Genomic DNA, 24,341 nt, shown 5'->3' with positions numbered 1-24,341 from the left:
TAACTTCCGCCGGAAACTTGCGCACTCCCTGGGGGACGAGTTCAGGGTGGGCAAGAAGAGTCTATGTCTGTCACTGAACCCGACGGCCGTAGCAACAGTTCTGCCAGAGACGCAGACACTGCTTGGAATTAAGAGTGTCGGGGTTACGATTGCAATCTATCGAGAATCAGACAGGTCCGCCTGGTTGACAAGGAACGAACTTCCTCTAGATCAGGAATATGCAGGCACCAATGAGGTGGGCGACTTTGGCTTCTTGTTTGGCGCGGAACATTTTTTGGACAGACCACACGGCCATCGCTGGTCCATTCAAGATACCGAACAGCTGGAACTAAGCTGCAACCATGTTTCACAGCTCATTCTGAGTAATCGACAAAAGATGGAAGATCTAGCAGAGATGCTCCCAAACAGGAAGGGATTCCCTGCAGGCCGAAAAGCTCTAAAGATTCCTGAGCGAGCCTGGTTGGCAATCGACGAAACCTGCCCTTGGAAGCCCTGCCTGGAACAAGGCCGCAGAGTCACGGCGGGTGGCATCTGGCCTGAAGACGGGACACCGAACTACGCAGTGTCAGCTCGTTGAGTCAGCAAGGGCAACAAGTGAGTCCCGCGTGAAATAAAGGCGTCTGCAGGCAGAGTCGATACAGGAGAGATGCCAATTGGGTCGCGCCGCGGGACGCCAGACGGCTGGCGTTGGCCACGAGGGTCTTACTGGGGCCACCTGACGCATTGGCGGCCCGCATAGGCGATGGGGGCAGGTGCCGCGGGGCGTACCCGCAGCGGTCTCGCAATCACGTTGGCTGCGCAACATCGGCATCATGTCCGCCGCCTGTCGGTCAAGCGCCTGGTGGCTCGCCTCCGCTCCTCCTTTGATGCGGGATAATGTATGGAATCCCATGCGGTAGGTAATGTTGCTAACTTGACCACGTAATGGTGACTACGGCCCGCCCTAGCCACTACTGTGCGACTGCAGGAACGGGGCGGCGCCCGGCACAGAGATTAGCGGCGTAACTCATCTAGTAGACCCGCCGCCAGTTCACACCGAGACGTATCGACATTAAATGCCCAGGCTCAATTGCCTCCCGGCGCCGGATACACCTAAGGTCATCAGCGATCGAAGCTGCGCTTGAACTTCTACCGTCAGGGCCGCGCTTTGCCTTGGAAGAAGACTTTCCGGCAGTACCAGCGGATCCTCTAGGCGCACCAGGTACGGAGCCACTAGGTCCGCCCTGGCCGCAACTGAGTACGCTCGGCCACCCGCCGTCGAGGCCCAAGGTAGGCGACGGACCACCGAAGTGACCTGAGATGCTCCCAATACCGCGCCTGACCGGTAATTGCGTACCGTCGCGGATGACAACGATCCACTACTAACCCCCAGGTTCAGAGCCTTTTCACGGTAACAAACCAGCGCGAAGTGGCTTCGCTTACTTGAAGCATCCTCGGGAGCTTTACTCGTCACAATACTGGCCGCGGGAAGCTCAAACTCGTCGCCATTAAAGGTCCTGGCGGAAGTCCAAAGATATGTCTTCGCTGGTGCGACATCCTGCCTAGCTGCTCTGCTAAGCATTGGTGAGAAAATTACCTCGGGCCGGGATTCGGCGACCACCATCTCAGCTAGGGATGGCCAAGGACTGCTGCCTATCCCCCACAAGAAAACCCCGCCATTTAGGCGACGTTCCACCTCCTTGCGGGCAAAAATTGCACTAGGCGACTCGCCCGACTCCACGCCAAACTTGGTCCAACAAAACGCCTCGGGAAGATCGTTGCCATCGGTCGTGCCCATGACGCGTAAGATACCCGCACAGAGGCTGCCCTGGAACCTGGACACTCCGCACGTGGTGCTGATAACTTCTTAACAACCGAACCTGAGCGTTGAACGAGGAGTGCTTTTCCGCATGGATTCCCCGTCAGCCAGTGTACGCCGGGACCTACGCCAAGCCGGCATGGCCAACGCAGCCATCGACGCAGTTTGGCCTGAGTGGTGGAGCGAGGAGGCGGGACAGTCACTGTCCGCAGTCACTGAGCTTCGCTACACAGTAGCCCGACGCCTGGGCCTCGTCCCGTCGTCGCTTCTAGATGGCAACCCTCGCTTCGTATGGCACGACGAGGCCAAGTTTAAGGGTTTCGTTGGGCCGGACGGCAACACTCGTCCAGCCCTCACCTCTTTTGGGTTCGCTGTAGCCCGCCCCCTACTAAATGCCACAACATCTGGTCCAGCCATTGACGGCGATGCTCAGCAACTCCGAGGTTTACTATTAAAGTCAGCGGAGTATATAGACCTTGGGCTACTTCTTACCCTTTGCTGGGGTACTGGGATTCCCGTGATTGCGCTCGATGTTTTCCCCTTAGAAAGCAAACGCATGGCCGCTATGACCGTACGCGTCGAGGACCGTTTCGCAATCTTATTAGGGATGAATTCCCACTATAGCGCGAGAGTTAGTTATAACATAGCTCACGAGCTCGGTCATATACATCTGGGCCACTTCAATGAAAGCCCGGCTATTATTGACCTCGATGACCTTGACTCGATGAATTACCCACCCGAGGAAGACGCAGAAGAACGCGCCGCAGAGGACTACGCTCTCACGCTTCTGACCGGCCGTGTGAGACCCACTTTTGAAGGCATTGCCGATCACTTTACCGGGGCTCAACTGGCCCTGGCGGCGAAACAAGCAGCCGCTTCTAGCCGTATAGATCCGGGAGTCATTGCTCTTTGCGTTGGATTTTCTACTCGCCGCTGGAAGCAGGCGTATACGGCTCTGCGGGAGATACCCCCTGGGCGGCGGGACATTAAATCTTACGTAAATGAAGTTGCCCGTAGGCAACTAAACTTCGACGCCTTGCCGAGCGGAAGCTCGTACTTCCTGGAGAGAATCCTCGGGGGCCCTCACACATGAAGGGTCTCGTGGACAACGATGTGCTTATTAAGTTGGCGGCTTATGATCTTCTGGGATTCCTCGTCGAGGAGGGCTGGACTGGAATCCTGGGCGCGGCTCGTTATGTAGTACTCGGTGTGCTGCAGAAGGGGAGACGGATCGCGTCAGCTGATACGGCGGCCACCCAGTTCAACGATTTCCTTGAACATGCCACTCAGCTCGAACCGACGACCCAGGAAATCGCTCTCTCCAGTCTAATCGAGGATGCTGCGACGAAGATCGGAGCTGAGTTAGACACTGGAGAGTCACAGTTAATAGCCATTTTGTTGTACCGCAGTATTCCCGTTCTACTTACAGGAGATAAGCGTGCGATCGCTGCGGCTGAGCGGATATTGCCGACCGTTCTGGAGCTACAGGGGCTAGCGTCGCGAGTGGCTTGCTTAGAGCAGGTCATCCTGAACGCACTGTCTAAGATTGATCCCGACGAGGTCCGTAAAAAAGTCTGCGCTGAACCGAAGGCTGACGTGGCAATAACGGTCTGCTTCAGCTGTGGCAGCGATCGAACAGTCTTTTCAACGGCCGGCCTTGAAAGTTACGTCAACTCGTTACGCAATGCTGCACCAACGGTTCTAAGCCCAACGTTAATCTAACGCAGGAACAAGGCAAAAGGAGCCTCCATTTCCGCTACTAGGCGGACGTGCTTGACACTAGGCGGCTCACCGCCTTCTCCCTCGACTAGCTTGAGGCATGCCTTGTCGACGCGACCCCGTACGTAGTCCGAGCCCAATTTCCCTTGGCTTTTGCCGACAGCGACCTGGGTCCGGCTCAGGTCAAGGTCAAGCTCTCTCTCTTCGAGGGATTTGATACGAAGGGCGTACCTCGACCCAAGAACATTGATCCCCGACGGGATCGTCTGCCAAGTGAGCCCGTCAGCCGAAAAGGAAGAAGCCCTCACAGGGTCTGCGAAGTGCAGCGAGTTCATCGGTTGCATAACTAAGAGCACAGGCCCAGTGCTGGCTTCCGCGAAAGGCTGGACCATCGTCAGGGGATGACAAGTATTGCCACCATACCCCCACAGAGAGTATCCGACCTCGTCAATCTCCTTCTTTTTACGCTCAAGTATATCGTCTAGGGTCTCCCGTGCATGGGTCCCTACTTTCATGTAAAGTACTGAGTTCCCCGTTTGCAGTTGACTCGTCATTGCTTACCCCTCTAATAGCTCAATCTCGTATTCGGAGTCGTTGGCCATCCCGTAGTCCACTCGCATTTTTTCCCTAATGTAGTGTACCCGAGGAGAGAGGCCTTCGCCATAGAAGTTCGTGAGTCTCTCGGCCGTGAGGACTTCAGAGTCACTGCCTTGTTTGGGGCCGTTGCCCGGCAGCGACTTCAACTGAAGGTTGCAAGAGCGTAGGTCGGGTGCATCATCTAGGTGATAGGCATGCAGCTTTCGCGCCATTCTGCTGACATAGAATCCCCTATCGCTGGCAAACCGCTGCACGTTGTGCAAAACCACTTGGGGCCAAGCAAGCGTGTCATCGTCGGCGATCACGACGAGGCCCTCGCCGTTGTAGCGGACGAGCTCCATTCCTCTTTGCACGAAAAGATTTACGCTCTCGCCACTGTTACTGGCTCCCCAGGGGGGATTTGTGTAGAAAAGGTCGTAGTTGAGCTTTGGGGGTACCGGGTCGAGGCAGTTATAAAGGACGGCCTCGAGGTTTTCCAGCCTCTCTTGGTCTGCAAAGCGGTTGACCGCCTTCACGATGCGCTCATCAAAATCCAGCACCGTTATTTTACTAGGGCCATAGTCTATGATTCCGCGAGCCGCCAAATACGCGACGGCCACGCTAACCGCGTCGCCGTCCCCCATGAATGCTAGCCGGCGCCCGTCGGCCCAGCTGGCAACGTATTCGCTTTGCATCACCATGTCCCCGGCCTTCATATAAATTTGGTCAAACTCACGCAAGGGGCGCGGTCGATTCTGTATAACATCCGAGATAGCATTTAGGGCTTGGCGCAGGTCTATCTCTTTGGGCACGCAGGTCTCCTGATCAAGTGGGAGTCATGGTCCGTTGCGTTACTTACGGTAGCGAGTACAGAGCGTCTTGTCCGTCGCGAGCGTTCGCATGAGCTCGTCCCTGAGCCAGCCAGGGCTAGTCCTCTATACGTCGATCGCACGGGATAAGGGCGGCGAATCCCGCCTGTCGCTGGTGGCCGCGGACCTGCGGCGGGTACTGCCACGACAGGGTGGCGGCACGCAGGGACCCGATCAGGTGACGGTGGCTTCAGTACCTGCTCGCAGGATCCGAGAGGGCAGAGAAAGTTCGGCCTCTGCCCCGCCTCGAGGTCGCTACGTGATGGAAGGAATGAGCAGACGTGCCTGCGCAGCCACCCCGATCTCGGGCAGGGTCGTTCGAGGGTGCATCCGAAGGCGACCGCCAGAGCCGGGGTAGCTCGAGTCTTCCGGTAGCCCGCTCGGCCAGCGGGCGGATCCCGCAGTGGGCGATGGACGAAGCCGTTGGTCGGCCCAGCACCACGTCCGGGCGGAGGAGCGCATCACCCGCCGCCCGTGGCGCCCACCCGGCTCTGGGCGCGAACGGGGGCCGCCGCGGCCGGCGTGGTGATCTGAGGGCTCGAGGTCGGCGTCGGGCACGTAACGTCTTGATCGGTGTCCTCGTCGCGACGGTTGTCGTCGGCGCCGGGTGGGTCCAGACCACCGGATTCGGGAGCCCCGCTGGCATTGACAGCATCCCCGGCATCCCCGGCACCGCGGGCACGACAGGTGTCCCCTCCCCCGGCCACGAAGCCAGCCCCGAGGGTGCACCCGCCGGCGCGCAGGTGCTGCTGCAGCAGGCACTGGTCCGGGCCAGCACCGCCACCGGCCTGCAGTTCATCGACGACGGCGCCACCACCGAAGAGACCTCCCCCACCCGCGAGGCGTTCCAACCCCAGCGCTACGGGGACCGCTGGGCGCCGGTGCTCATCACCTACAACACCACCACCGAAGTCCCCGATCTGGCGGCCAGCGTCATCGCCCAAGCCGGGCCCGCCACCGTCACCACTACCGTCCCCAGCCCGTGGTCGGCTGTGACCGGGCGAGCAGGCGCCTCGGTGGACGTCTACGTCAGCGGAGTCATCCAGATCGACGCCGCCGAGGTCGCCACCGTCCTGTCCCATCCTGGTGGCCAGGAGATGGTCCGGGCCGTCTTCGAACACGAGGTGGGTCACCTCCTCGGGCTGGCCCACGTCCATGACCCGACCCAGCTGATGTACCCCCAGGCCGGCACCCTCACCGACTACGCAGCCGGTGACCTCACGGGCCTGGACGCCCTCGGCACCGGTGCGTGCACACCCACCCTCTGACCCGCCGCCGGGCGCCGCAGTGGCTCTCGGCGCATCACTGGTTCTCGGCGCGCCACCCGGCGACACCACAGGCCCGTCGACGCCTGCTGGCAGGCTGGGCGGCGTGACCGTTCAACCGCGCCCGGATCGCTTCACTCCCCCGGCCGGCCCCGACGCGATGACCGCCGACGCCCCGGACACAACCTCTGACACTGCTACCAACCCGGCCAGGGCCGACACCGATGCCGATACCGATGCCGTTGCTCGAAGACGTCCCCCTCACCGAGGACGAAGCGGGCTACGTCGAAGCCGCCCGCGCAGCGAACACGATGGGCGGCTACCGCTCGGACTGGCGCAAGCTCACCACCTGGTGCACCGGCAAGGGCCTGGAAACGCTGCTCGCAGCCCCGGCGACCATCACGGGATACCTCACCGATCTCGCCCGAGCCGGCGCCAAGGTCGGCACCATGAGCCGCCGCCTCTCCGCCCTGAAGTTCGCCCACCAGCTGCGCAACCTGCCCGATCCCACCCGCAACGCCCGCGTCGTCGCCGTCTGGGAAGGCATCCGCCGCACCCACGGCGCACCACCCGAGCAGTCGGCCCCGCTGATGCCGCCGGAGCTCTTCGACGTCGTCGACGCCTGCCCGAGCACGAAGGTGTGGAAGTCCAAGGGCCGCATCCCCGAACCGGACCTCGCGGCACCCGCGACCGCGCCCTGCTCCTCGTCGGCTTCGTCGCCGCCCTACGCCGCAGTGAACTCGCCGCCCTACGGGTGGAGGACATCGAAGACCACGCCAACGGCTTGGTCCTCACTCTCCCCCGCTCCAAGACCAACCAGACCGGGGAGACCACCGAGCTTGTCGTCCTGCCCCGTGCCGCCAACCGCGACTGCTGCCCTGTTATCGCCTTGCACCAGTGGATGTCCCTGGCTGGCGTTGTCGAGGGCCCGGTCTTTCGCGGGGTGGGGAAGAACAACCGCGCCACCGACCGGGCCCTGCACCCGGAGTCCATCAACACCCTCATCCAGGCTGCTGTCACCCGCGCCGGCCTGGACGCCAGCACCTACTCCGCGCACAGCCTGCGGGCGGGGTTCGTCACTTACGCCCACCTACGCCCACCTGCGCGGTGCCTCCGACCGGGCCATCGCCCACCAGACCCGCCACCGCTCCCTCGCCACCCTCGGCACCTACGTCCAGATACAGCAGGCCTGGACCGACAACGCGGCCACCCTGCTAGGCCTATGAGGTCTGCGGCGAAGCGGCGGCGGGCCCGGGCCCGCAATCAATGCGCCTTGTCGTACTCCTCGAGCAGGGTCTGAGAGATTCGCCCGCGATCAGCAACCTGATGACCCTGCGACCGCAGCCACACACGGACCTCGTTGAGGTCCCGACCGCTCGCCGATCCCGTTCCGCCGCCACCGCCGGAGCCAGCACGCCGGGCCTTGGGCCCGCGCGACCCCGCCACCTTGCGGGCAGAGCCAATCCAGTCGCTGAACGACTCCTCCAGCGCTGAGGCGTGGTCGTCATTCAGGTCGATCTCGTAGGAGACGCCCTGATAGGCAAACGTTACCGTCTGAGTTGCCTCAGACCCGTCGATATCATCAACAAGCGTTACTTGTGTCTTCTGAGCCATAACCTCATCATGCCACACCTTCACTGTCCCTTTAGCATTCAACGGAGCATTCGACGCGTGATTCCCCCTCATCTCACGGTGCAACAGATGCACCGCGCGCACATCATCGCTCAGAACCCAACGGTCGCTGATGACGTGATACGCCTGATGCGACGTCGCCGCCGGTGGGCGGTCCTGCAGCCAATACGACTCATCGGGTGGTCGCTCGGGGTCCCCGCACTCGTCATCGGTCTCGCCCGAACAGGCGTCGGCGAGCAGACCTCCCCAGTGGCCTGGATCGGCTTGACCCTCGTCTACATGGCCATCATCTCGGGGGCCGTTCAGAACCTGACGGTGTACCCGGCCGCCTTGCAAGTGCTGCACGGTATAGACGTGATCCGCAGAGCAGGAACCCCGGGGCGACTGGATCGGCAGAGAGTTGCTACGGCTCTGATCAGGGTGACAAACATCGTTGCCACTAGCATCCCCCTCGGACGATGGACACCGATATTTGGGTTTCACGACCGGGTTATTTACGCCGAACGCCGTCAGATCCGCCTTGCCCTGATGTCTCGAGTCGAGGCCAGTATCGTGACCCGCAGATGGACTGGGCTAGACTAGAGGACGACGTGTGGCGTCTACTTTTTCGCATTCATGCTGAGGACTGGTTCAGGATCAAAGACCTTGGGGCGACAGGAATACCTCAGGTCAAAGTTCGCTGGCGGGAAAACATTGACTGGCAGAAAATTCTAAGCTGGATGGTCGGCCTAGCCACAATCACGGGCGTCGTATTAACTATTCTGCGGTGAGCGCTCAACCGTGCAAAATGTATCTTTTGCACCGTGGTTGAGATGTTTGCTTGGCTGCGATCATCCTGGGCTGCCAGATGCGCATATCACTCCCAGGACGGCGTCCTGCACCAACGGCCGGTCAGCACCTCACAGCCAGCACCACCCCCGCCATATGAAGGGTGTTACGTCCTTAAGTACAGGCCCTTCGTAGCATGTGCTCATCCTGTGCCTGGGGTTTGCTCTCCTCATGCGCCGAGAGGGACCAACCGCGGGAACGTCTCCCACTCCCCGACGCCGCGATCAGGCGAGCTCACGTAAGCACCGCACCGCCGCGATAAACCGCATGACACTGACGGCAGTCCTGCTCTCGGCAGCCTGCTCCACAACTGCAGACCTCTCGCCCCCACCACCCGCAGACGACCTACCGGTCACCTCACTGAAGGGTCACGGCCGCGACGGCTACGACATCTTGGACCGCGATGGGACGCGGCAGGATCCCTCAGGCACGGATCAGTCGCCCGGGGAATCTGATACTGCCGAGCCGCCGATCACCGGCTCGGCGCAGCGGCGCATCGAGGTCGTGGCGGTCGTGGACGCAGGCATCGACACCACCCACCCCTCCCTTCAGAAGGCGGTGGTTGGTGCCTGGACCGCGCCGAGCCTCGACCCGCTCCCTTCCGGTTCGACCCACGCGACCCAGGTGGCTGGCCTCATCGCCGGCGCACCGCACGCCGACTTCCCCGGGGGTTTGGCCCCCGGCATCGATCTGCTCGACGTCCGTGCTCTGGACCCTGCAGGGTCCGGGGACCCCGCAGACGTCGCCACGGGGGTGCGCTGGGCAAGCTCGCACGGCGCCGACCTCATCGTCACCAGCTTCGCCTCTGGCTACGACGACCCCGTCATGCGCGCAGCTGTGCATGAGGTGACCCGAGCAGGCGTGCTGGTCGTTGCTGCTACCGGCAACGGCTTCGGCTCCTCTGCCACTTACCCGGCCTCTTACCCCGGGGTCCTCGGGGTCACCGCCCACGACCGGAGGCAGCAGCGGGTCCGGATGGCTAACCTCGCCGGCGCTGACGTCGCCGCCCCCGGGCAGTCCGTCATCGCGCCCACGCCCGGCACCGCGACCGGCACCGCGACCGTGACTGGCACCTCGATCGCCGCAGCCACCGCTGCAGGTCTGCTCAGCACCTGCTGGGACCTGGATGAGGCCCACCGACTCACACGTCATGAGGGAGCGGGCAGCGTCCGCGCCCTGGACGGCGAGCACGATGGCACCCAGGTGAGCGGCTGGCCCGGTCCTGCACTGGGCGACGCCGGAACCGTAGTTGTGCCCATCCTTACCTGCCCCAAGAGCTCCAGCGGACCAGCCCGGTGACCTGCTCCCCCGGTGGCCGCTACCAGTCTCAGCGCTGGGCGTCCGCTGCTCCCAATAGGTCACCCGCCCGAGGCCCCCCGACGGCCGCACCGCACCCCGACGCACGAACGGCCCTGGTGCCGCGACAACCCCTCAACACGCCTCGGAGAAGCCCATGAAATTCCCCGTCCGCACCGCCATCGGCTCGACACTGGCCGCGGCCTTGCTCCTCGGCGCGGGCGCCCCGGCCGGCGCGTCGCCCGCACTAGCACCTGGTGACCCGTCCGGCTCCACCTCCAACGCCGCCGCATTGGAAACAGGATCGCAGGACACCTCCCCCGCCGCGGTCGCCGGTGCCGACGGTGCCGCGGTGACCACCGTGGAGGACATCGATATCGAGGGCACCGCAACCGTCCGCCTCGACAAGAAGACCGGCGCCTTTGAACCCGTCGCGGTGGACGCCGTCATCGACGGCCACGCCCAGCACGAGACGTATACGGTCCAAGAGTTCGTCCTGCTAGGCCAGGGGGAAAACTTCACCGCCACCTTGCGTGCTGAAAGCACCGGCGAAATTTCTCACGTCGACACCACCCGCGTCGAGCAGCAGGCCCTTCCCGCGATCATCCTGGCGCTCCTGGCCAAGCAGGGTTTGCAGGCTGCGATCAAGTTCTACGGCAAGACTCAAGTCAAGAAGGCCGCGAAGTCCTACCTCCTGAACAACATCAAGGCAGACCGGTGGGCTCACATCATGGATCCCAAGCACTTGTGGTCCAACGTCGGCGCCAAGAGCAAGGAGCAGATCGCTGACATCATGGCCTCTGCGATGGCGGAAGGAACACACCGCGACCACGGTACCCACGCCAGTGAGGTTAACTGGCAATACAAGGGTGAGACTATCGTCGTCCGGTACGCCAAGAGCGGGGGCCAGATCAGCGACGGGTGGGTGAGGAGGCGATGATGGGACTGCAGGCGAAAGTGGCTGCCGCCCATGACCTGCCTGGGGTCCTCGATGCGGTCGACCTCGCTGCTCAAATGTCGCTAACCGCCGTGGAGAAGGAACTGGACTACGACTTCCTCGACCAGAACAGCGCGCAGGCACGCGCGTTCTTCGACAGGTGGCTGCCAACGCTGCGCCCCTTAGAGCGGCTCCAGGCAGCTTCGTGGGTGGTTGGGCAGCTCACGTTGTCTTTGGTCGCCACCCCGCACTCCTACGGAGTCGCTGCCCAGGTCCACCTCGATGCCCTCATCGGAGCCGCTGCGGATCTCGCCAGCAACCTGCGCGACTTCGAGGGGTTGACCGACGGCCCGGACGCAGAGGTCTCTCCGGCAGTCGGTGCGCGGGTAGCGCACCTGGGCAGCACGGCCCAGGAACTCCACGATGTACTGCAAGGGCTGCGAGACGGTCTGCCGAACATCGACCTGTAGCCGAGCGGCTGGAAGCTGGGAGGGCGTGGCGCCACGGGGCGCCGCGTCTTCCTGCTACCCGACCCGTTGCGATCCTGTTTCATGCACGGTAGGACGGGCGGTCACTCACGGGCCCGACTGTGCTCGTGAGATCGCTTAGCTCACGCCTCGCGGGTACAGGGCAGGATAACGCCAAGGTGATCATGCAGCAGACCCAACTGGAGGCCCACCCTCTTGCTCAGGTCCTGACCTCGATGCCCAGCGTCGGGTTCAGGACCGCCATCAAGATCCTCACCATCGTTGGCGACGGGTCAGCCTCGCCGAGCGCTGCGCACCTGGCTTCCGATACCGGGCTGGCACCGGTCACCCGAAGCTCGGGCACGTCGATAAAGGGCGAGAGCCACTCCCAACGCGGGCACCACACGCTCAAGAGCGCGCTGTTCCTCTCCGCCTTCGCGGCCCTGTCCGATCCGGACAGTCGCCTACTACGACCGCAAACGCGCCGGAGGCCGCGTCACAACGCCGCCCTCATCTGCCTGGCCCGTCGACGCGTCGACGTCCTGTTCGCCATGCTCCGCAACAAGACCGGCTACGGGCCAGGTCCGGCCGACGCAGCAACCACCTACCGCTACAACCGACGACATTCAGAAGTTGCGGGACCCATCCCCACACCCTGCCCGCGAGCGCCGACGAGACCCCACGTGCCAAGCCACTCATTAATCCATTGCCTTGAGCAGTTTTGCGGTCATGGCGAATTTCGATGGTCACGCCGCCGGCTCTGGATTGGTTTTGAGCAAGCGAACAAGTGGTCAGAGAGCACTCAGCCGGCCGGCCGCTGCGCTCACCACTACTGAACGCTGTAGCGCCGTCACCCTTCGCGCACTCCCTCACCTGGACGGGGTACCTCACCGCTCACTACCCCCAGAACATTCGCGCCAGGCGAGAGACTGGGCCGGTGAAGCGGCAGAAACGGCGACGGATGCCGCAACGAGCGTTACTGGCCGGGACCCTGACCACGGCCGTCTTCGCGGTGTGGCGGTGGGGGTTCTCCCCTGTCGTCGGTGAAGGCACCCTTGTGCCCTGGACGATCCTCGGTGTCATCGTGGTCTTCGCGACGGTCAGCACGGAGCGCTTCACCCGCCCCTTCGTCGGAATCGCCACCACGGCCGCCGCAGCCGCCGTGGCCGACCTGATCACCGGCGCAGGACAGGGACAGCGTCCTTCAGGGGTGATCGAGGTCCTAGACGAGTTCTTGTACATCGCCTTCGCCGCCGGTGTGCTGGCTGCCGCGGTCAGTGGAGCGCACCTGCTCTTCGCCCGGCTCCCGCGGGCTCACCAGCCGCAGGCTGGAGCCGTCGTGACCCTGGGCGCCGCGGCGTGGGTGGCGTGGATGGGGTGGTGGCCCCTGAACGACAGCGGCCCCGCCCACCCTGAGGCACTGGTCGCCGCAGCCGCCGCCACCCTGCTCATCGCCACCGTCCTGGGTGAGATCACCCTCGGCCGGTGGCGGGGAGCGTTGTTCGCCCTGACTCCGGCCGCACTGCTCGCGATGGCGCCCCTGGTGGCCTCGGACTCACTGGGGATCATCGCCTGGGTCGTCTTGACCGCGGGCGCTGCGGTGCCCTGCCTGCTGGGGGTAGGCCTGGTCGCCTCAGTCCGCGGAACTCGTCGACGCCTGCACCCAGCCTCCCACTGACCTACTCCAGAACTCCGCCCACCAGCACAAGCCCAGCAGCGGACAGCAAGCTGGCCCACCCGGCGAGGACGAAGCCTGCACCGGTGCTCTCCTGATGAGCTACACGACCTCACGGTCATCCCGCGTTGCGCGCGGCCGGCGACGTCGCGATCACGATTCTGAAGCGGGTGAGCGTTCAGCCCTGCCTGGGCCGGCTGGCCTGGCAAGCTGCCCCCAGGAGGTGAGTGCCGTGCTGCTCGGTGCTGGTTCGTGGATAGTCGCGGTGCTGCTCGGACTTGCCGCTGCTCGACGACGCAGCCGAGAAAACGCGGGTCGGTACCTGCCCTTCACCGTCCGCCGCTTCGACCGCTACACCGGAACGGTGGTCACCACCGGGACGTGGTGGGTGTTGTCCCTGGCCGCGGTGGTGTTCGCCGTCGCGGGTACGTGGTGGGGCATGGCTCGCATCGCCGGCGGCTTCGGCGGTCTGCTGTCGCTGCTCGTGATCTGGGCGCCCGATATGGTCGGCACGGTGGTGCACAACCGCCGCCTCACCTCCTCCGTCGATGCGGACCTGCAGCGGCTGTAGCCGCCGCGCGACTTCACGGTCATCCCGCGTTGTGCGCGGTGGCCCCGGTGTCGGCGACGACCGGATCTGACGAACAGCGGATGGTGCCGATCGACGGTTCCGCCCTCACCCCTTCGATCCTTGAGTACCGTCACCACGGTGATCCAACGACGCCGGCCCCTGCGATCGCCCCTGGCCGCGGCAACCCTGCTCGCTGCGATCAGCGCCTGCTCAGCAGCCGCCGATGGCCCAGCCGACGCGGTCGACGAGGAGGAAGCCCGCACCGCGGTCGCCGCCGTCATCACCGCCGCCGCCCAGCGCACCCCAGAAACGATGCAGCAGATGTGCGCCGACAACGACGGCTGCCCCGGGACCTCCAGCGCAGCCCTGTCCTCACCCGGCGACGCCCCCGACCCGGAGACGCCCCCACGAGAGCTGTGCGTCGTAGCCCTGCCCGCTACTCCCTCTCAGGCCGGCTCACAGTTAGTGGTCCTCGAAGGCCTCGACGGGCGCGGACGGACCTACGTCAGTCAGGTGCTGGTCGACCGCGCCGGAACGGGCGAGGAGGGCCGGGAGGACGAGGACGGTCTGCAGGTGCAGGAGCCGGCCTTCTGGCTGGGTATCGGCTACAGCTCACTGCAGCGCGGGCGTGCTTGGAGCACCGCCACGGACGACGCAACCGAGCGGCAGGTTCACAACGAGCAGGCACGGCGAGCCTGCACCGACACCAAGGGGTGGATCACTCAGGTGGCTACCCGCAACCCCGTCCAGGAGAGCGCCTCCCCCTCGACGTGAGGCGCGGCCGGACTCAGCTTGTGAGACAACCGACCTTCCGGTCATTCCGCGATCTGGGCGGTTAACGACTCCGCTCACGTTAACCAGCATGGGGTGGCGCCAGCGACTCACCGCGACAAGCTCAGCCCCAAACCCGACCCCGGTCTGGTCGGACACCAGCAGCTCCACGGTGCTGCGCGGGGAGCCCGCGTTCCACAACGTCACACCCACTCCCGCCCAGCCAACTCAGCGACCCAGCTCAGGCTCCACCCGACTTTCGTAGGGTGCATGCTGCCCATCCGGTGAGCTTGACTGGAAGAGACACGACTCATCTCTAACCAATCAACAAGACGTCCCCCACGTCGACGCCAGATGCCAGATGCCAGATGCCAGATGCCAGATGCCACGCCACCGGTACTTCCCTAGAGACCACCCAGGAGACAGCCGTGCTGACGATCGCCGTCCTTGAAGCCATCGTCCTACTGTTCTGGGCAGTGGGGCTGGCGGCCGTCCTTTACGGGGTGACGAAGGGTGTCTTTGATCGCCTCACAGCTCTCCTGGCTCTCGCCGCGGTGGTCTTCATCCCCATCCTGGGAAGCGCGCTCGTAGCAGTGCTGGTGGTCAAGAACCGGCGCCGCATACGAGCCGATGGGCGCTGAACCCTTCCGTCCTACCGGCAACCAAAGCCGCACCGACAACAAATTGACCCCACGCGGTCACTGTCCGAGCTGCGCCCGATCAGTAAGAGGATCCGCACCGGGAGGTCACGTGCCCGACGCAGCGACCGCCCACCAGCTGGGGCGGCCCACACCCTTGGCTTCGATGCTAGGAGCTGGCATCGGGGGGTTCCTCCTGCTCGTGGTGACGTTGCCCTTCCTGCTGCTCAGCGCCCTGCCACCCGTCCTGGACCCGGAAGTACCGTCGCACGATCCGCCGGCCGCACTGACGACCGTCGTGGCCACCCTTCTCGCCCTGGGCGCTCCGACCCTCACGGCGATGGTCATCGCCCTGCGTCAGCGTGCCAACGTCCGCGTCACGGTGCTACTGATTGCCGTACCGCAGGTAGTCCTGTGCATACCGCTGGTGCTGCTGCACCACCTGGCACGAGCTTGACCCTCCTTCAGCAGGCCATGTTGGGCACTGCCGCACGTTCGTGGCGCAATTCGGGCGCAAATCGGGCGCAATCGTGACGCCTGATGCTCCTGCGGTCACAGCGGAAGGCGGACGCTCTGGAACACCACTTCGCCGTCACCGTGCGGGTACCCGGCTAGCGGCCGCGGAATCCCTCGTCGATCTACCGGCCGTGACGCGGTACGGGACTCACGGTGCGCGCGGGCGCACGGTCATGCCGCCTTGGGTGCTCGCGGAAGGTTTGAGCCGGAAGTGCACCCACCACGCTGATCAGGCCCCCGACGAGCCCAGCTCCCCAAGGCGGTAGAACAGCTCCCCAGTGCCCAGACAGGACCAGAAGACCTCGTCCCCACGGGTCATGGGAGTCAACGGGTGGGTGGCGGGGTGGCGCGGACACGACGGCCAGATCGTCGCCGTCCCCGTCTCGTAGAAGCCGGCCACGATGATCCCGTCCTGCAACGCATGAGCCGCTTCGGCAACCATTTCCGCCGTCACCGGGTCACCGGGAGCACCGACGAGGATGCCGTTGCCGCCCCCCACCGCCGTCGTGACCATCACCTCCCGGGCAGCTGAGTGCGGGTCGTAGGGAGAAGGTCCCCAGTCCTCGTCGATGGAAACGGCGTACCCGCTGGCTTCCAGGTCCGCCACGATGGGGCCGATCACCGCAGCCGTCTCTGTCCTCACCTGAACAGGATGCCGAAGCGGCCCGCGCGCTGCTAGCAGGCCGGCCTTGGCGGGCTTGCCGGCTGATCAGACGCACGGTCATCCCGCTCTCCGGGCGGTTGCCGGCGGGCCGGCGACGTCTCGCTCCTGCCGATGACCGAGGTACGCCCCGTTCCCCATTGCTCCAGAAGAGTGAGTGTCCCCAGCCGACGCGGATCAAACGGCAGACTCCCACCAGTGAGCTCCCGGCCCTCTCCTACCCACCTCGACCTCGCAGGCATCGAAGGCGACTACGTCGTGCACGGATGGACCCGGCCCCGCATCGCGGCCCTGATCGCGACGCTGCTGATCTCAGCCGTAGTGCTGCTCGAGGGGCTACTGCTACACGAGCAGGTGGTCCTCGGCCTGGCCATCGTGGGACTGGTCCTCACCCTGGTGAGCAGTTGGCGCATGCAGCGCCAGGCGGTGACCACGACTATCTCGACGGAGGGCATCACCATCGACCGTGGCGCAGGACCTCGTGGCCGCACACACGTTGCCTGGGTCGATGCCCGGGAGGTGTACGTGGCCGGGGACTGGCAGGCCCACAGCAGCGTGCGCACTAGCGCTAACCACGAGGTGCCCCTACCGGGACTGGACCGTGCACGAGCTCGCAGGCTGGCCGAGGCACTTCGGGCCCGCCGCTAGCAACTGGGGATGCTGCAGCAGGGCCCGGCTGACTTCACGGTCATCCCGCGTTGTGCGCGGTCGCCGGTGGCCGGCGACGTCGCGCTCTTGCCGATGGCCGCGCGGTCCCGTCTGCGTGGTTGATTCCCGTCTGGCAGTCGTTGAGGGCATGGTGCCAATGTGGCGCGAGGCGTGGTCAAGTGGTTCCGAGCAGGGAAGGGCACCGGCGCCATCAGCACTTCTGAGTTGCCCCCAGGGCGCGACGCGTGGGTGCACCTCAGCATGATCGAAGGACCGGGCCCCCTCACTTTAGAGATCGGCGAGGCGGTGGACTTTGAGTACGAAGCCGCCCAGCAGGACAGCTTCGACTTCCGAGCCACCCGGGTACGACGCGTCACCGCCGATGACGTGCCGGTGACGGGTCGCCCGGCCCGCTCGAAAGGACGATCTCGGCGACCCTGACGTCCTACCGCGAGGGCGGTACGCCCGGAGTCAGAATGGGCTGACGTCGACGCCACGGACTGTGCGGCGCGAAGATCGTTTCATGGATGAATCCTACCGCCCTCGTGCTCTGCGGGTGATGGCTGAGTACGGGGAGCAGGACCCCGCCTGGGACAGCGACATCGAGCACATGGGGCCGGTCACGCTGGCCGAGCTCGGCGTCAGCGAGGACCTCGTCCGGCGGCTGCGCAGGTGGAGCGCGCGGTTCAACGCCATCGCCTTGACCGACTTCCGCTTCGGCAGCGCAACCATGGAGGACGCGTGGGCCGATGAGGGACTGCGTCTGGCCTACGAGCTGCAGAACGAGCTGCCGGACATCGTGATCAGCTACGTCCACGACGACAACCCACGGCCCCTGCGAGACCGCCGCGGGCCAGGATGAGCATCACCCGCACACGCCGCGGTGCGCGGGCGCACGGTCATCCCGCGATCCGCTCGCACGCCGACGACCCGCAACCTTGCAGTCTTGCCAACGAGCGGAAAGTGAAACTAGAGCAAGTACCTGAGCCAACGTCAGTACCTACCCAGAATTACTGCCGCAACGTGCAACCAGATCTTGAAGCCCCTGCGTCAGGGCAGTGTGGACGACATGAACCGGGAAGAGCACTTCACCTCCTGGGCACACGAGGCGACCCCGCAGCTGCGGCGCATCGCCCGACTACTGGCCGGCGACTTCCACATCGGTGAAGACCTCCTGCAGGACGTCTACGCCAAGATGTACGCCCGCTGGCCCCGCATCCAAGACCCCAGCGCCTACGCCCGCCGCGCCCTGGCCAACGCCGCCACCTCACGCTGGCGCAGCCGCACCCACCGCCACGAAGCCGTCCGCGACGTCGACGACCACCTCGCCGGAGCCGAACCCTCCCAGCCACTGATCGACCTCGAACAACGCGCCGACCTCCTCGCTATCCTGCGCCCCCTGCCACCACGCCAACGTGCCGTGATCGTCCTGCGCTACCTCGACGACCGCAGCGACGAGCAGGTCGCCGACCTGCTCGACATCAGCGTCGGCACCGTCAAGAGCCAGGCCTCATGAGCTCTGGCCCGGTTGCGCCAGACCCGGCCCGACCACGCGGTCGAGGAACGGCCCCAGCCAGATCGGCCGGGCCCAGAGACCCCCTCCTCCACTGCCTCCTCCGCTGTCTCCTTCGTGGATTGGACCCGCTCGTGAACACCGAGACCCACGACCCCCTCCCCGCCGCCCTGCGCGCTGACCTGCACGCCGCCGCCGGCACCGTGGGGGACTCCACTGCCTTCATCGCCGAGGCCACCGGCCGCGGACGCAGCAGGCTGCGCCGGCAACGCCGAAACCGTTGGGGCGTCGCCTCCCTGGCCGCTGTCCTGTTGACCGCTGGAGCCGTCGGTGGGGCGCACCTGCTGGGACCCACTCCGCTGGGCCTGTCCGTGGCCGGCCCTGTTCTGGGCCAGTCTGAGCCGGCTCTGACACCGCTGAAGACCCTGCAAGGCGGCTCCGTGGAAATCGAGCCCAGCGTGACTGCCGCGGCCGCCGACACCCTGGGCACCGTCGTCGAAGCCCACCTGCCGGGCTGGTCCGCCAGCAGCAACGTCCAGGGCTGGGGATCGCCTGGCTTCATGAACGTGATCTGGGATGCGACCAGCACCGTCACCTCACCGGCGGTCACCCTTGAGATTGAGGTGAGACGAGCCGCCCCGTTGGAGCCCGGGCGCATGGATCAGGCCTGCGACGACACCGCTTCCTGCTCCCAGCAGACGCTGGCCGACGGCAGCATCCTGACGGTCGGTACGAAGCAGACCCTGGTGCAGTTGGGGGCGATGCCTGAGCCCGCGCGACCGGTTGAGCCGTTCACCTGGCTCACCCTGACCGATGGTCGCTCGATTGCTGTGGGTGCTTCCATCGCCGCCCCCGACATCCCCGTCGACAGCGTCTACCCGGCGGACTCACCGGCTACGGCAGATGCTCTCCGGGCGATCGTGACTGACCCGCGACTGCAGGCACTGACGATCCCCGCACCCCAGTGACCCGTCCCGCTTCAGGGGTGCGCTGATCCCGTGAAGCGGGCTCGACGCTGCGCGCGACGTCACGATCATCCCGCTGGTCGCGTGCGAGGGGGGCGAGGTCGAGGGCGACCGAGGAACCATCACTTCGGGCACCGCGTCTCACCCAGCGTGCGCCGCCGCGACCTGCTGATCTCCCTCACCGCCACGGGGATGCTGACCGCCTGCGGTGCCCAACGCGGCCAGACGCCCGGTATCCCTGCGTCCAGGTGGCCCGGCGAGCTCGCCACCACCGCCGCCACCTGGCAAGAACTTCCCTCCCCACCGATCGACCCTCGTCAACGGCCAACGCTGACCTGGACTGGGACCGAGCTCTTGGTCACCGGCGGCACCGGCCCGGTGATCGGCCCCACCGTCGATTGCCCACCCAACGCCAGCTGCGCCGCACCACCCACCGAGCCGGCCGAGGACAGCGCGGCCTACGACCCCCTCAGCCGCACGTGGCGTCGCTTCGCAGACGCCGGCTGGTTCCACCACGGAACGACCTGGACCGGCCACCTCTTCACCGACGGCTACTCCTGGTTCGACGCCTCCGCAGGCCAGTCCGGTGCCGCGCCCCAGACCGACCTGCTCGTTTACGCCCCTACCTGGTGGTCGGGGACAGAAGTCTTGTGTGTGGACACCGACGGCAGCGGCCAACCCGTTCCGCACACCCTCTGGGCCTGGAACCCCACGACCGGCTCCACCCGCACCAGCCGAGTCCCAGGCCCGGACTCCGGTGAAAGCTGCTCCACAATCTGGGCAGGGACGGAGTTGCTCGTGGGGCTGACCCAGCTCCCTGCAGAGTCGACCGCCAGCAGCGTGCAGGCCTACGACCCGGCCCAGGACCGGTGGCGCCAGGTGCCGCTGCAGGGCAGCGCCGCCTTCGCGTCCGTGCCGTTCGCAGGCTGGGACGGCACCCGACTGGTCGGCATCGGCTGGGGTGAAGGTGAGACACCGCGACTGGATCGAGTCGACCCCGCAGACGGTGCGTCCAGTCCGCTCGAACTCCCCGAGGCGCTGCAGGATGACGAATGGGCGCAGAACCTAGTCGTGGGGCCAGATCGTGTTGCCGTGGGAATCGGCGGCCGCTACGCCGTCCTGCACGGCGAGGACTGGATCGCACTGCCGGAGCTGAGCGGTGTTGTGGACGGTGACTCAATCACCGCGACCTGGGCGGATGACCGGCCCATCGCCTGGGACGACTCCATGAAGCACACCGGCTCGGTGATCCAGCCCGGCTGATCCCCGCCGCCGCGCCTCAGGAAGAACAGTTGATGTAGGCCGGACCGTCCGGATCACCTCGGCGACTGTGCGCGGTCATCCCGCGTTGTGCGTGGTCGGCCCGGGTCGACGCCGACCGGATCTGCCGAATTGAGGACGATCGCTGAGCCCAGCGCAGCGCGCCCAGTCGTACAAGTCCGAGGTGCTCGAGGGCCCAGCCCACCAACCCGCTAAGCGTCGCCCGTTCGGCGAGTGGCTGCAGACGTCATGCTGGGACGGTGCGCGAACCCACCAACGAAGACGAGACTGCTCGAATTTCCAGAAGTCTCAGCCCGCGACGGCGACAAGTGCAGATCATCGTGTCCGTGGTCTTGTTGGTGGCAGGCCTGGTGATCCTCTTCGCCTTCGACGGGACTACGTCCACCGTGGTCGGTCCTCTCCTGGAAGGTGCCGGGATCGGGGGCTTACTGGGGTCCCTCAGGTGGACACGGGGTGCCTCGTAGCCAAGGGGTTACTCAGCCAGTTCACGCAGTCTCGGCGCCGGCCAGAAGGTCGCGGTCATACCGCAGTGCACGGTCATCCCGCCGTCCGCGCGGTGTCCCCGTCTCGGAAAGCCCAGGTAGCCAACCCGTCGCACCGCCAGCGCCAGCCCACACCGATGCTGAGCATTCAGCCCTGATGCGAGCCCGCTGAGGTCCGCTTCCTCCGGCGCCTGCCCGCCAGTGACGCAACCCCCAGAGGTACCCCGGTCGCCACCAAGATCAGCCCCGCACACACCCAAACCGACAAGGGACTCTCTCTCGACGCGCTTCCGGCCATGAACGCGAAGAAGGTCATGGCGAAGCCCAGGACCCGAGACCAACCGTGCCTGCCCAAGTCCATCTCCCACGAGGCCCGCTGGGGCTTCGGTCAGGCATCGACCCACCCCCACAGCCCAGCCTCGACGGCCGCCAGAACGAGCCAAAGCATCCAGAGCACCTGGGCATGCTCCCTGACGCAGGGGACACTGTCTTGCAAAGCAAGAGGCTGTGAGCCGAACGCCGTAGCGATCTACCGGTCATCCGGTCATCCCGCGGTGCCCGCGGTGCCCGCGGTTCCCGAGCTGGCAGCGACGTCATGGTCATACCGACGTCCGGGATGCTCCTACCCTGAGTCAGTGCTCGAAGCAGGATCACGACGCAAGAACCAACCCGCACCCCCACGCATCATCTGCGAAGCCCTGCAACACCCCGACCACGACCCACGACGGCCCTGGCTGGAACTGCTGCACGACGAGGTACGTCCCGAGATCCTGCTCGTCGACGCACCGCATCTGATCCTCTGGTCCTCGCTGTGGACCCGCCGTCCCGACGCCCAGGTCCGCTTCGACCTTCCCCACGACGCAGGCCGCGCAGGCACCGACCTGCGGTGGACCCTGCTGGTTGCCGACACCCTGCCCGAGCCGCCGTTGCTGGGACACATGTGCAAGCGCCTCAACCAGCTCATCAACGCCAACCTGCGCTACACCTTCGGCCAGTAGCAGCAGCAAACGTGCGCCGAAGCGGCAGGCAAATACCCACAGGACGCGACGTCGCAGCCAGCACCGTGCGGAACACTCGGCCATGGCGCTGAGCAAGCGATCCAGTGGAGCCGCTGCGAGGCGTGTTCGTGATCCCACCGCTCCGCCCCAGACGAAACACCGACTGCCATGCTCATCCGGTGGAAGAGCACTACCGCCCCACCGCCCTGCGGGTCATGGCCGAGTGGGGCGAGCAGGATCCGGTGTGGGACAGCGACCCTGATCACGTCGGCCCGGTCGAGCTGACCGGTCTCGACGTCGGGGCTGAACTGGTCGAGCAGTTGCGGGCGTGGAACGAGCGGTTCAACGCTCTCGGGTGCAGCGACTACCGCTGGCCCGACGACGAGCAGGAACGGGCCTGGCGAGACGAGGGGCTGCGCTTGGCCTACGAGCTGCAGAACGAGCTGATCGACGTCGAGATCAACTATCACCACGATGGTGATGACCGACCCCTGCGGCAGCGGCGCGGTCCGTGAGCGACTGCTTGACCTATCGGCTATCCCGCGGTGCGCGCACCAACGACGAACTGCAGGTCCTGATCCTCGACTCTCTTCGAGGTCGCCCACTGGGCAATCCCCGGTTCGATGTTGCCGTCGCAACAGGCTGATCCCAGCAGACAGAAGCCCCTCCGCCCGGCATCCTGACCCGGTGACTGATCGCCCCACGCCACCAGCTTTCGTCCGACTGCTGCGGTGAATGCTGCGTCGACGACGCGGAACAGATCCCAAGAACCCCCTCCTGGTCGCCCTGGACTGCCTCATGGCCGTCATCGCCCTCTACCTGGCCTTCATCGGCTACCTGGGCTTGCCGCCCTGGTTCGCCGTGACCCTCACCCTCTTGGCCGGCCTCGCGATCTTCTACGCAGTGCGAGAACTGTTCCTCTGGCAGCAGCACCTGCGCCTCACCTACCGATGAGGCATCCCTGACGCCACGTCGCCGCGGACGTTTCCGGCGTCTGACACCCCACCGCGGTAGGCCACGCACGCCACTGTGCCCCAACTCGTCGCCGATCACGTCGTGGTGGCAGTACGACGACCCTGCCGTACCTCACTGACTCCACGGCCGAGAACGCACGGTCATCCCGCCTTGTGAGTGCTGTCGCCGGCGGGCCGCGACCTCGCGATCTTGCGACCTCGCGGTCTTGGCGAACTGCGGACGATCGCGCAAGCCCCCTGCGGACCGGTACACCTGACGTTGTGGACCCCATCGACGAGCAACAACGCCGCATCGAGCAGTCACCGCAGCAGTGGGCCAGCGACGTCGCCAACGCCGTCCCCGCCGTGCTCCCCGCCTGGGACAGCACCCTGACCGTCGGCATCCTGGCCGCTGGCACCCACCAGGGAGTCCAGCTGCTGAGCGTGCACGACACCCTCGAAGCCGGGCGCCCGGTCCTGCACGTCGTCTACCGCCACCCTTGGTGGACCTTCATCACCGGCCTGCGCCGCTGGCTCGACACCAGCGATCACCCACGACTGGGCGAGGACCCGGACCCCGCACGACAGCTAGCCATCGCCCTGGTCCACACCGACATCAGCGAACCGCTGGGCACCTACGCCGACGCCCTCGTCCCGGACGCGGACGGCACCTCGTGGTGGGGTGATGAGCCCCTGCCTGGCGAGCACCACCGGCGAGGTCAGAGACCGAGCGGAGACGGAGCGCCGATGTAGCGGTCATCCCGCTAACGCAGCGCCTTGGGCCTCAGGCGGTGGCCCTGGTGTCGTCACCGTGGTCATCGTCGCCGCCGTCGCCACCCACCCGAACTTCGACGCCCTCACCGCCGTCCTCTGTACCGTGCTCTTGCTGCCGTCCCCGGCCCATCTCACTCACCGCCAACCCCTCATCACCTCACGCCGTTCGCGTCGAGGAACCCATGTTGCCCTCGGGGAAATGACGGTGTCGGACCTCACGGTCACCCCGTTGTATGTGGGTGCTTCGGGCGGCCGTTGGTAACCGACAACGTCGCCGCCGTGGCGAGAGCGCGGAGAGTCACCTCGCCGTTCCTGCGCTCAGCGACGCCGGCGACGCAGGGCGTACCCGACGGCCCCGGCCACCACGACCAAACCCAGAGCGACCAGCTGCCCGCCCCGGTACTGCCGGGAGGTCATCACGGCCAGGCCCCCTAGTGTCCTCCGCCGGAGATCCGCTGCAGAAGTCGCCCGAGTGACGCCAGGATCTGATCAGCGGTCTTGGTCCAGA

Annotated in this window: 27 protein-coding genes and 1 pseudogene; 24 read left to right on the top strand and 4 right to left on the bottom strand. The window is 65.5% G+C overall.

Annotated features, from left to right (window positions below):
* The first annotated feature begins 46 nt into the window (after positions 1-46).
* The 3 genes from AC0I8G_RS22835 (at position 47) to AC0I8G_RS22825 (ending at position 3,520) form a co-directional block, all read left to right on the top strand.
* The gene (locus AC0I8G_RS22835; protein ID WP_471731992.1) at positions 47-577 is read left to right on the top strand and encodes a hypothetical protein; all 531 of its coding nucleotides are present in this window, start codon (positions 47-49) and stop codon (positions 575-577) included.
* Between the two features lie 1,360 nt (positions 578-1,937).
* Positions 1,938-2,891, top strand: a complete 954-nt coding sequence (locus AC0I8G_RS22830; RefSeq protein ID WP_471731991.1) for a hypothetical protein — start codon at positions 1,938-1,940, stop codon at positions 2,889-2,891.
* 8 nt (positions 2,892-2,899) lie between these two features.
* On the top strand, positions 2,900-3,520 hold the full coding sequence (locus AC0I8G_RS22825) for a hypothetical protein (protein ID WP_471731990.1): 621 nt from the start codon (positions 2,900-2,902) through the stop codon (positions 3,518-3,520).
* A 554-nt stretch (positions 3,521-4,074) separates the two neighbouring features.
* Here the strand turns inward: AC0I8G_RS22825 and AC0I8G_RS22820 are convergent.
* On the bottom strand, positions 4,075-4,905 hold the full coding sequence (locus AC0I8G_RS22820; RefSeq protein WP_471731989.1) for a bis-aminopropyl spermidine synthase family protein: 831 nt from the start codon (positions 4,903-4,905) through the stop codon (positions 4,075-4,077).
* A gap of 623 nt (positions 4,906-5,528) precedes the next feature.
* On the opposite strand from AC0I8G_RS22820, the gene AC0I8G_RS22815 reads away from it, so the two are divergent.
* Both AC0I8G_RS22815 and AC0I8G_RS22810 read left to right on the top strand, forming a co-directional pair.
* Positions 5,529-6,230, top strand: coding sequence for a matrixin family metalloprotease (locus AC0I8G_RS22815; RefSeq protein WP_471731988.1), 702 nt, complete (start codon positions 5,529-5,531; stop codon positions 6,228-6,230).
* Between the two features lie 233 nt (positions 6,231-6,463).
* Entirely contained in the window at positions 6,464-7,453 is a 990-nt protein-coding gene (locus AC0I8G_RS22810) for a site-specific integrase (protein ID WP_471731987.1), read from the top strand.
* A 37-nt stretch (positions 7,454-7,490) separates the two neighbouring features.
* Here AC0I8G_RS22810 and AC0I8G_RS22805 read toward each other — a convergent pair whose 3' ends face one another.
* The gene (locus AC0I8G_RS22805; protein WP_471732006.1) at positions 7,491-7,841 is read right to left on the bottom strand and encodes a histone-like nucleoid-structuring protein Lsr2; all 351 of its coding nucleotides are present in this window, start codon (positions 7,839-7,841) and stop codon (positions 7,491-7,493) included.
* 1,113 nt (positions 7,842-8,954) lie between these two features.
* On the opposite strand from AC0I8G_RS22805, the gene AC0I8G_RS22800 reads away from it, so the two are divergent.
* The 9 genes and pseudogenes from AC0I8G_RS22800 (at position 8,955) to AC0I8G_RS22760 (ending at position 15,499) form a co-directional block, all read left to right on the top strand.
* A complete protein-coding gene (locus AC0I8G_RS22800) occupies positions 8,955-9,986 on the top strand; it encodes a S8 family serine peptidase (protein ID WP_471731986.1) in 1,032 nt (343 codons plus the stop codon).
* Between the two features lie 154 nt (positions 9,987-10,140).
* The gene (locus AC0I8G_RS22795) at positions 10,141-10,923 is read left to right on the top strand and encodes an SAR2788 family putative toxin (RefSeq protein ID WP_471731985.1); all 783 of its coding nucleotides are present in this window, start codon (positions 10,141-10,143) and stop codon (positions 10,921-10,923) included.
* Positions 10,923-11,390 (top strand): hypothetical protein, encoded by a 468-nt coding sequence (locus AC0I8G_RS22790; protein ID WP_471731984.1) that lies wholly within the window; start codon positions 10,923-10,925, stop codon positions 11,388-11,390. Before AC0I8G_RS22795 ends, AC0I8G_RS22790 begins: the two co-directional genes overlap by 1 nt.
* Positions 11,391-11,593: 203 nt before the next feature.
* Positions 11,594-11,879 (top strand): annotated as a pseudogene (locus AC0I8G_RS22785) (transposase); the annotation flags it as partial.
* Between the two features lie 445 nt (positions 11,880-12,324).
* Positions 12,325-13,065, top strand: coding sequence for a hypothetical protein (locus AC0I8G_RS22780; RefSeq protein WP_471731983.1), 741 nt, complete (start codon positions 12,325-12,327; stop codon positions 13,063-13,065).
* 262 nt (positions 13,066-13,327) lie between these two features.
* Complete coding sequence (locus AC0I8G_RS22775) at positions 13,328-13,633, top strand: hypothetical protein (RefSeq protein WP_471731982.1); 306 nt, start codon at positions 13,328-13,330, stop codon at positions 13,631-13,633.
* Positions 13,634-13,753: 120 nt separating this feature from the next.
* Positions 13,754-14,407 (top strand): hypothetical protein, encoded by a 654-nt coding sequence (locus tag AC0I8G_RS22770; protein ID WP_471731981.1) that lies wholly within the window; start codon positions 13,754-13,756, stop codon positions 14,405-14,407.
* 425 nt (positions 14,408-14,832) lie between these two features.
* A complete protein-coding gene (locus AC0I8G_RS22765) occupies positions 14,833-15,045 on the top strand; it encodes a hypothetical protein (RefSeq protein WP_471731980.1) in 213 nt (70 codons plus the stop codon).
* A 199-nt stretch (positions 15,046-15,244) separates the two neighbouring features.
* Positions 15,245-15,499, top strand: a complete 255-nt coding sequence (locus AC0I8G_RS22760; protein WP_471731979.1) for a hypothetical protein — start codon at positions 15,245-15,247, stop codon at positions 15,497-15,499.
* A 288-nt stretch (positions 15,500-15,787) separates the two neighbouring features.
* On the opposite strand, the gene AC0I8G_RS22755 is transcribed toward AC0I8G_RS22760, so the two are convergent.
* A complete protein-coding gene (locus tag AC0I8G_RS22755; protein WP_471731978.1) occupies positions 15,788-16,180 on the bottom strand; it encodes a hypothetical protein in 393 nt (130 codons plus the stop codon).
* A gap of 237 nt (positions 16,181-16,417) precedes the next feature.
* Between AC0I8G_RS22755 and AC0I8G_RS22750 the strand changes: the two genes are divergently transcribed.
* The 10 genes from AC0I8G_RS22750 (at position 16,418) to AC0I8G_RS22705 (ending at position 23,812) form a co-directional block, all read left to right on the top strand.
* Positions 16,418-16,867, top strand: coding sequence for a hypothetical protein (locus AC0I8G_RS22750; RefSeq protein ID WP_471731977.1), 450 nt, complete (start codon positions 16,418-16,420; stop codon positions 16,865-16,867).
* Positions 16,868-17,026: 159 nt separating this feature from the next.
* Positions 17,027-17,308 carry a cold-shock protein gene (locus AC0I8G_RS22745; protein WP_471731976.1) on the top strand — a complete coding sequence of 94 codons (282 nt, stop codon included), beginning with the start codon at positions 17,027-17,029 and terminating at the stop codon, positions 17,306-17,308.
* Between the two features lie 82 nt (positions 17,309-17,390).
* Positions 17,391-17,729 carry a hypothetical protein gene (locus AC0I8G_RS22740; RefSeq protein WP_471731975.1) on the top strand — a complete coding sequence of 113 codons (339 nt, stop codon included), beginning with the start codon at positions 17,391-17,393 and terminating at the stop codon, positions 17,727-17,729.
* Between the two features lie 207 nt (positions 17,730-17,936).
* The gene (locus AC0I8G_RS22735) at positions 17,937-18,383 is read left to right on the top strand and encodes a SigE family RNA polymerase sigma factor (RefSeq protein WP_471731974.1); all 447 of its coding nucleotides are present in this window, start codon (positions 17,937-17,939) and stop codon (positions 18,381-18,383) included.
* A gap of 131 nt (positions 18,384-18,514) precedes the next feature.
* Positions 18,515-19,348: a hypothetical protein gene (locus AC0I8G_RS22730; protein WP_471731973.1), complete on the top strand. Its 834-nt coding sequence runs from the start codon at positions 18,515-18,517 to the stop codon at positions 19,346-19,348.
* Positions 19,349-19,495: 147 nt separating this feature from the next.
* Entirely contained in the window at positions 19,496-20,608 is a 1,113-nt protein-coding gene (locus AC0I8G_RS22725; RefSeq protein ID WP_471731972.1) for a hypothetical protein, read from the top strand.
* A gap of 1,135 nt (positions 20,609-21,743) precedes the next feature.
* Positions 21,744-22,106 (top strand): hypothetical protein, encoded by a 363-nt coding sequence (locus AC0I8G_RS22720; protein WP_471731971.1) that lies wholly within the window; start codon positions 21,744-21,746, stop codon positions 22,104-22,106.
* 104 nt (positions 22,107-22,210) lie between these two features.
* A complete protein-coding gene (locus tag AC0I8G_RS22715; protein WP_471731970.1) occupies positions 22,211-22,621 on the top strand; it encodes a hypothetical protein in 411 nt (136 codons plus the stop codon).
* 220 nt (positions 22,622-22,841) lie between these two features.
* Complete coding sequence (locus AC0I8G_RS22710) at positions 22,842-23,060, top strand: hypothetical protein (protein ID WP_471731969.1); 219 nt, start codon at positions 22,842-22,844, stop codon at positions 23,058-23,060.
* Between the two features lie 281 nt (positions 23,061-23,341).
* A complete protein-coding gene (locus AC0I8G_RS22705) occupies positions 23,342-23,812 on the top strand; it encodes a hypothetical protein (RefSeq protein ID WP_471731968.1) in 471 nt (156 codons plus the stop codon).
* A 339-nt stretch (positions 23,813-24,151) separates the two neighbouring features.
* Here AC0I8G_RS22705 and AC0I8G_RS22700 read toward each other — a convergent pair whose 3' ends face one another.
* Positions 24,152-24,250, bottom strand: a complete 99-nt coding sequence (locus AC0I8G_RS22700; protein WP_471731967.1) for an LPXTG cell wall anchor domain-containing protein — start codon at positions 24,248-24,250, stop codon at positions 24,152-24,154.
* Positions 24,251-24,341: the final 91 nt, after the last annotated feature.

Source organism: Kineococcus sp. AC630, assembly GCF_979255925.1.
Note: the sequence above shows the minus strand (reverse complement) of the source record. Positions and strands in the feature narration are given on the sequence as shown.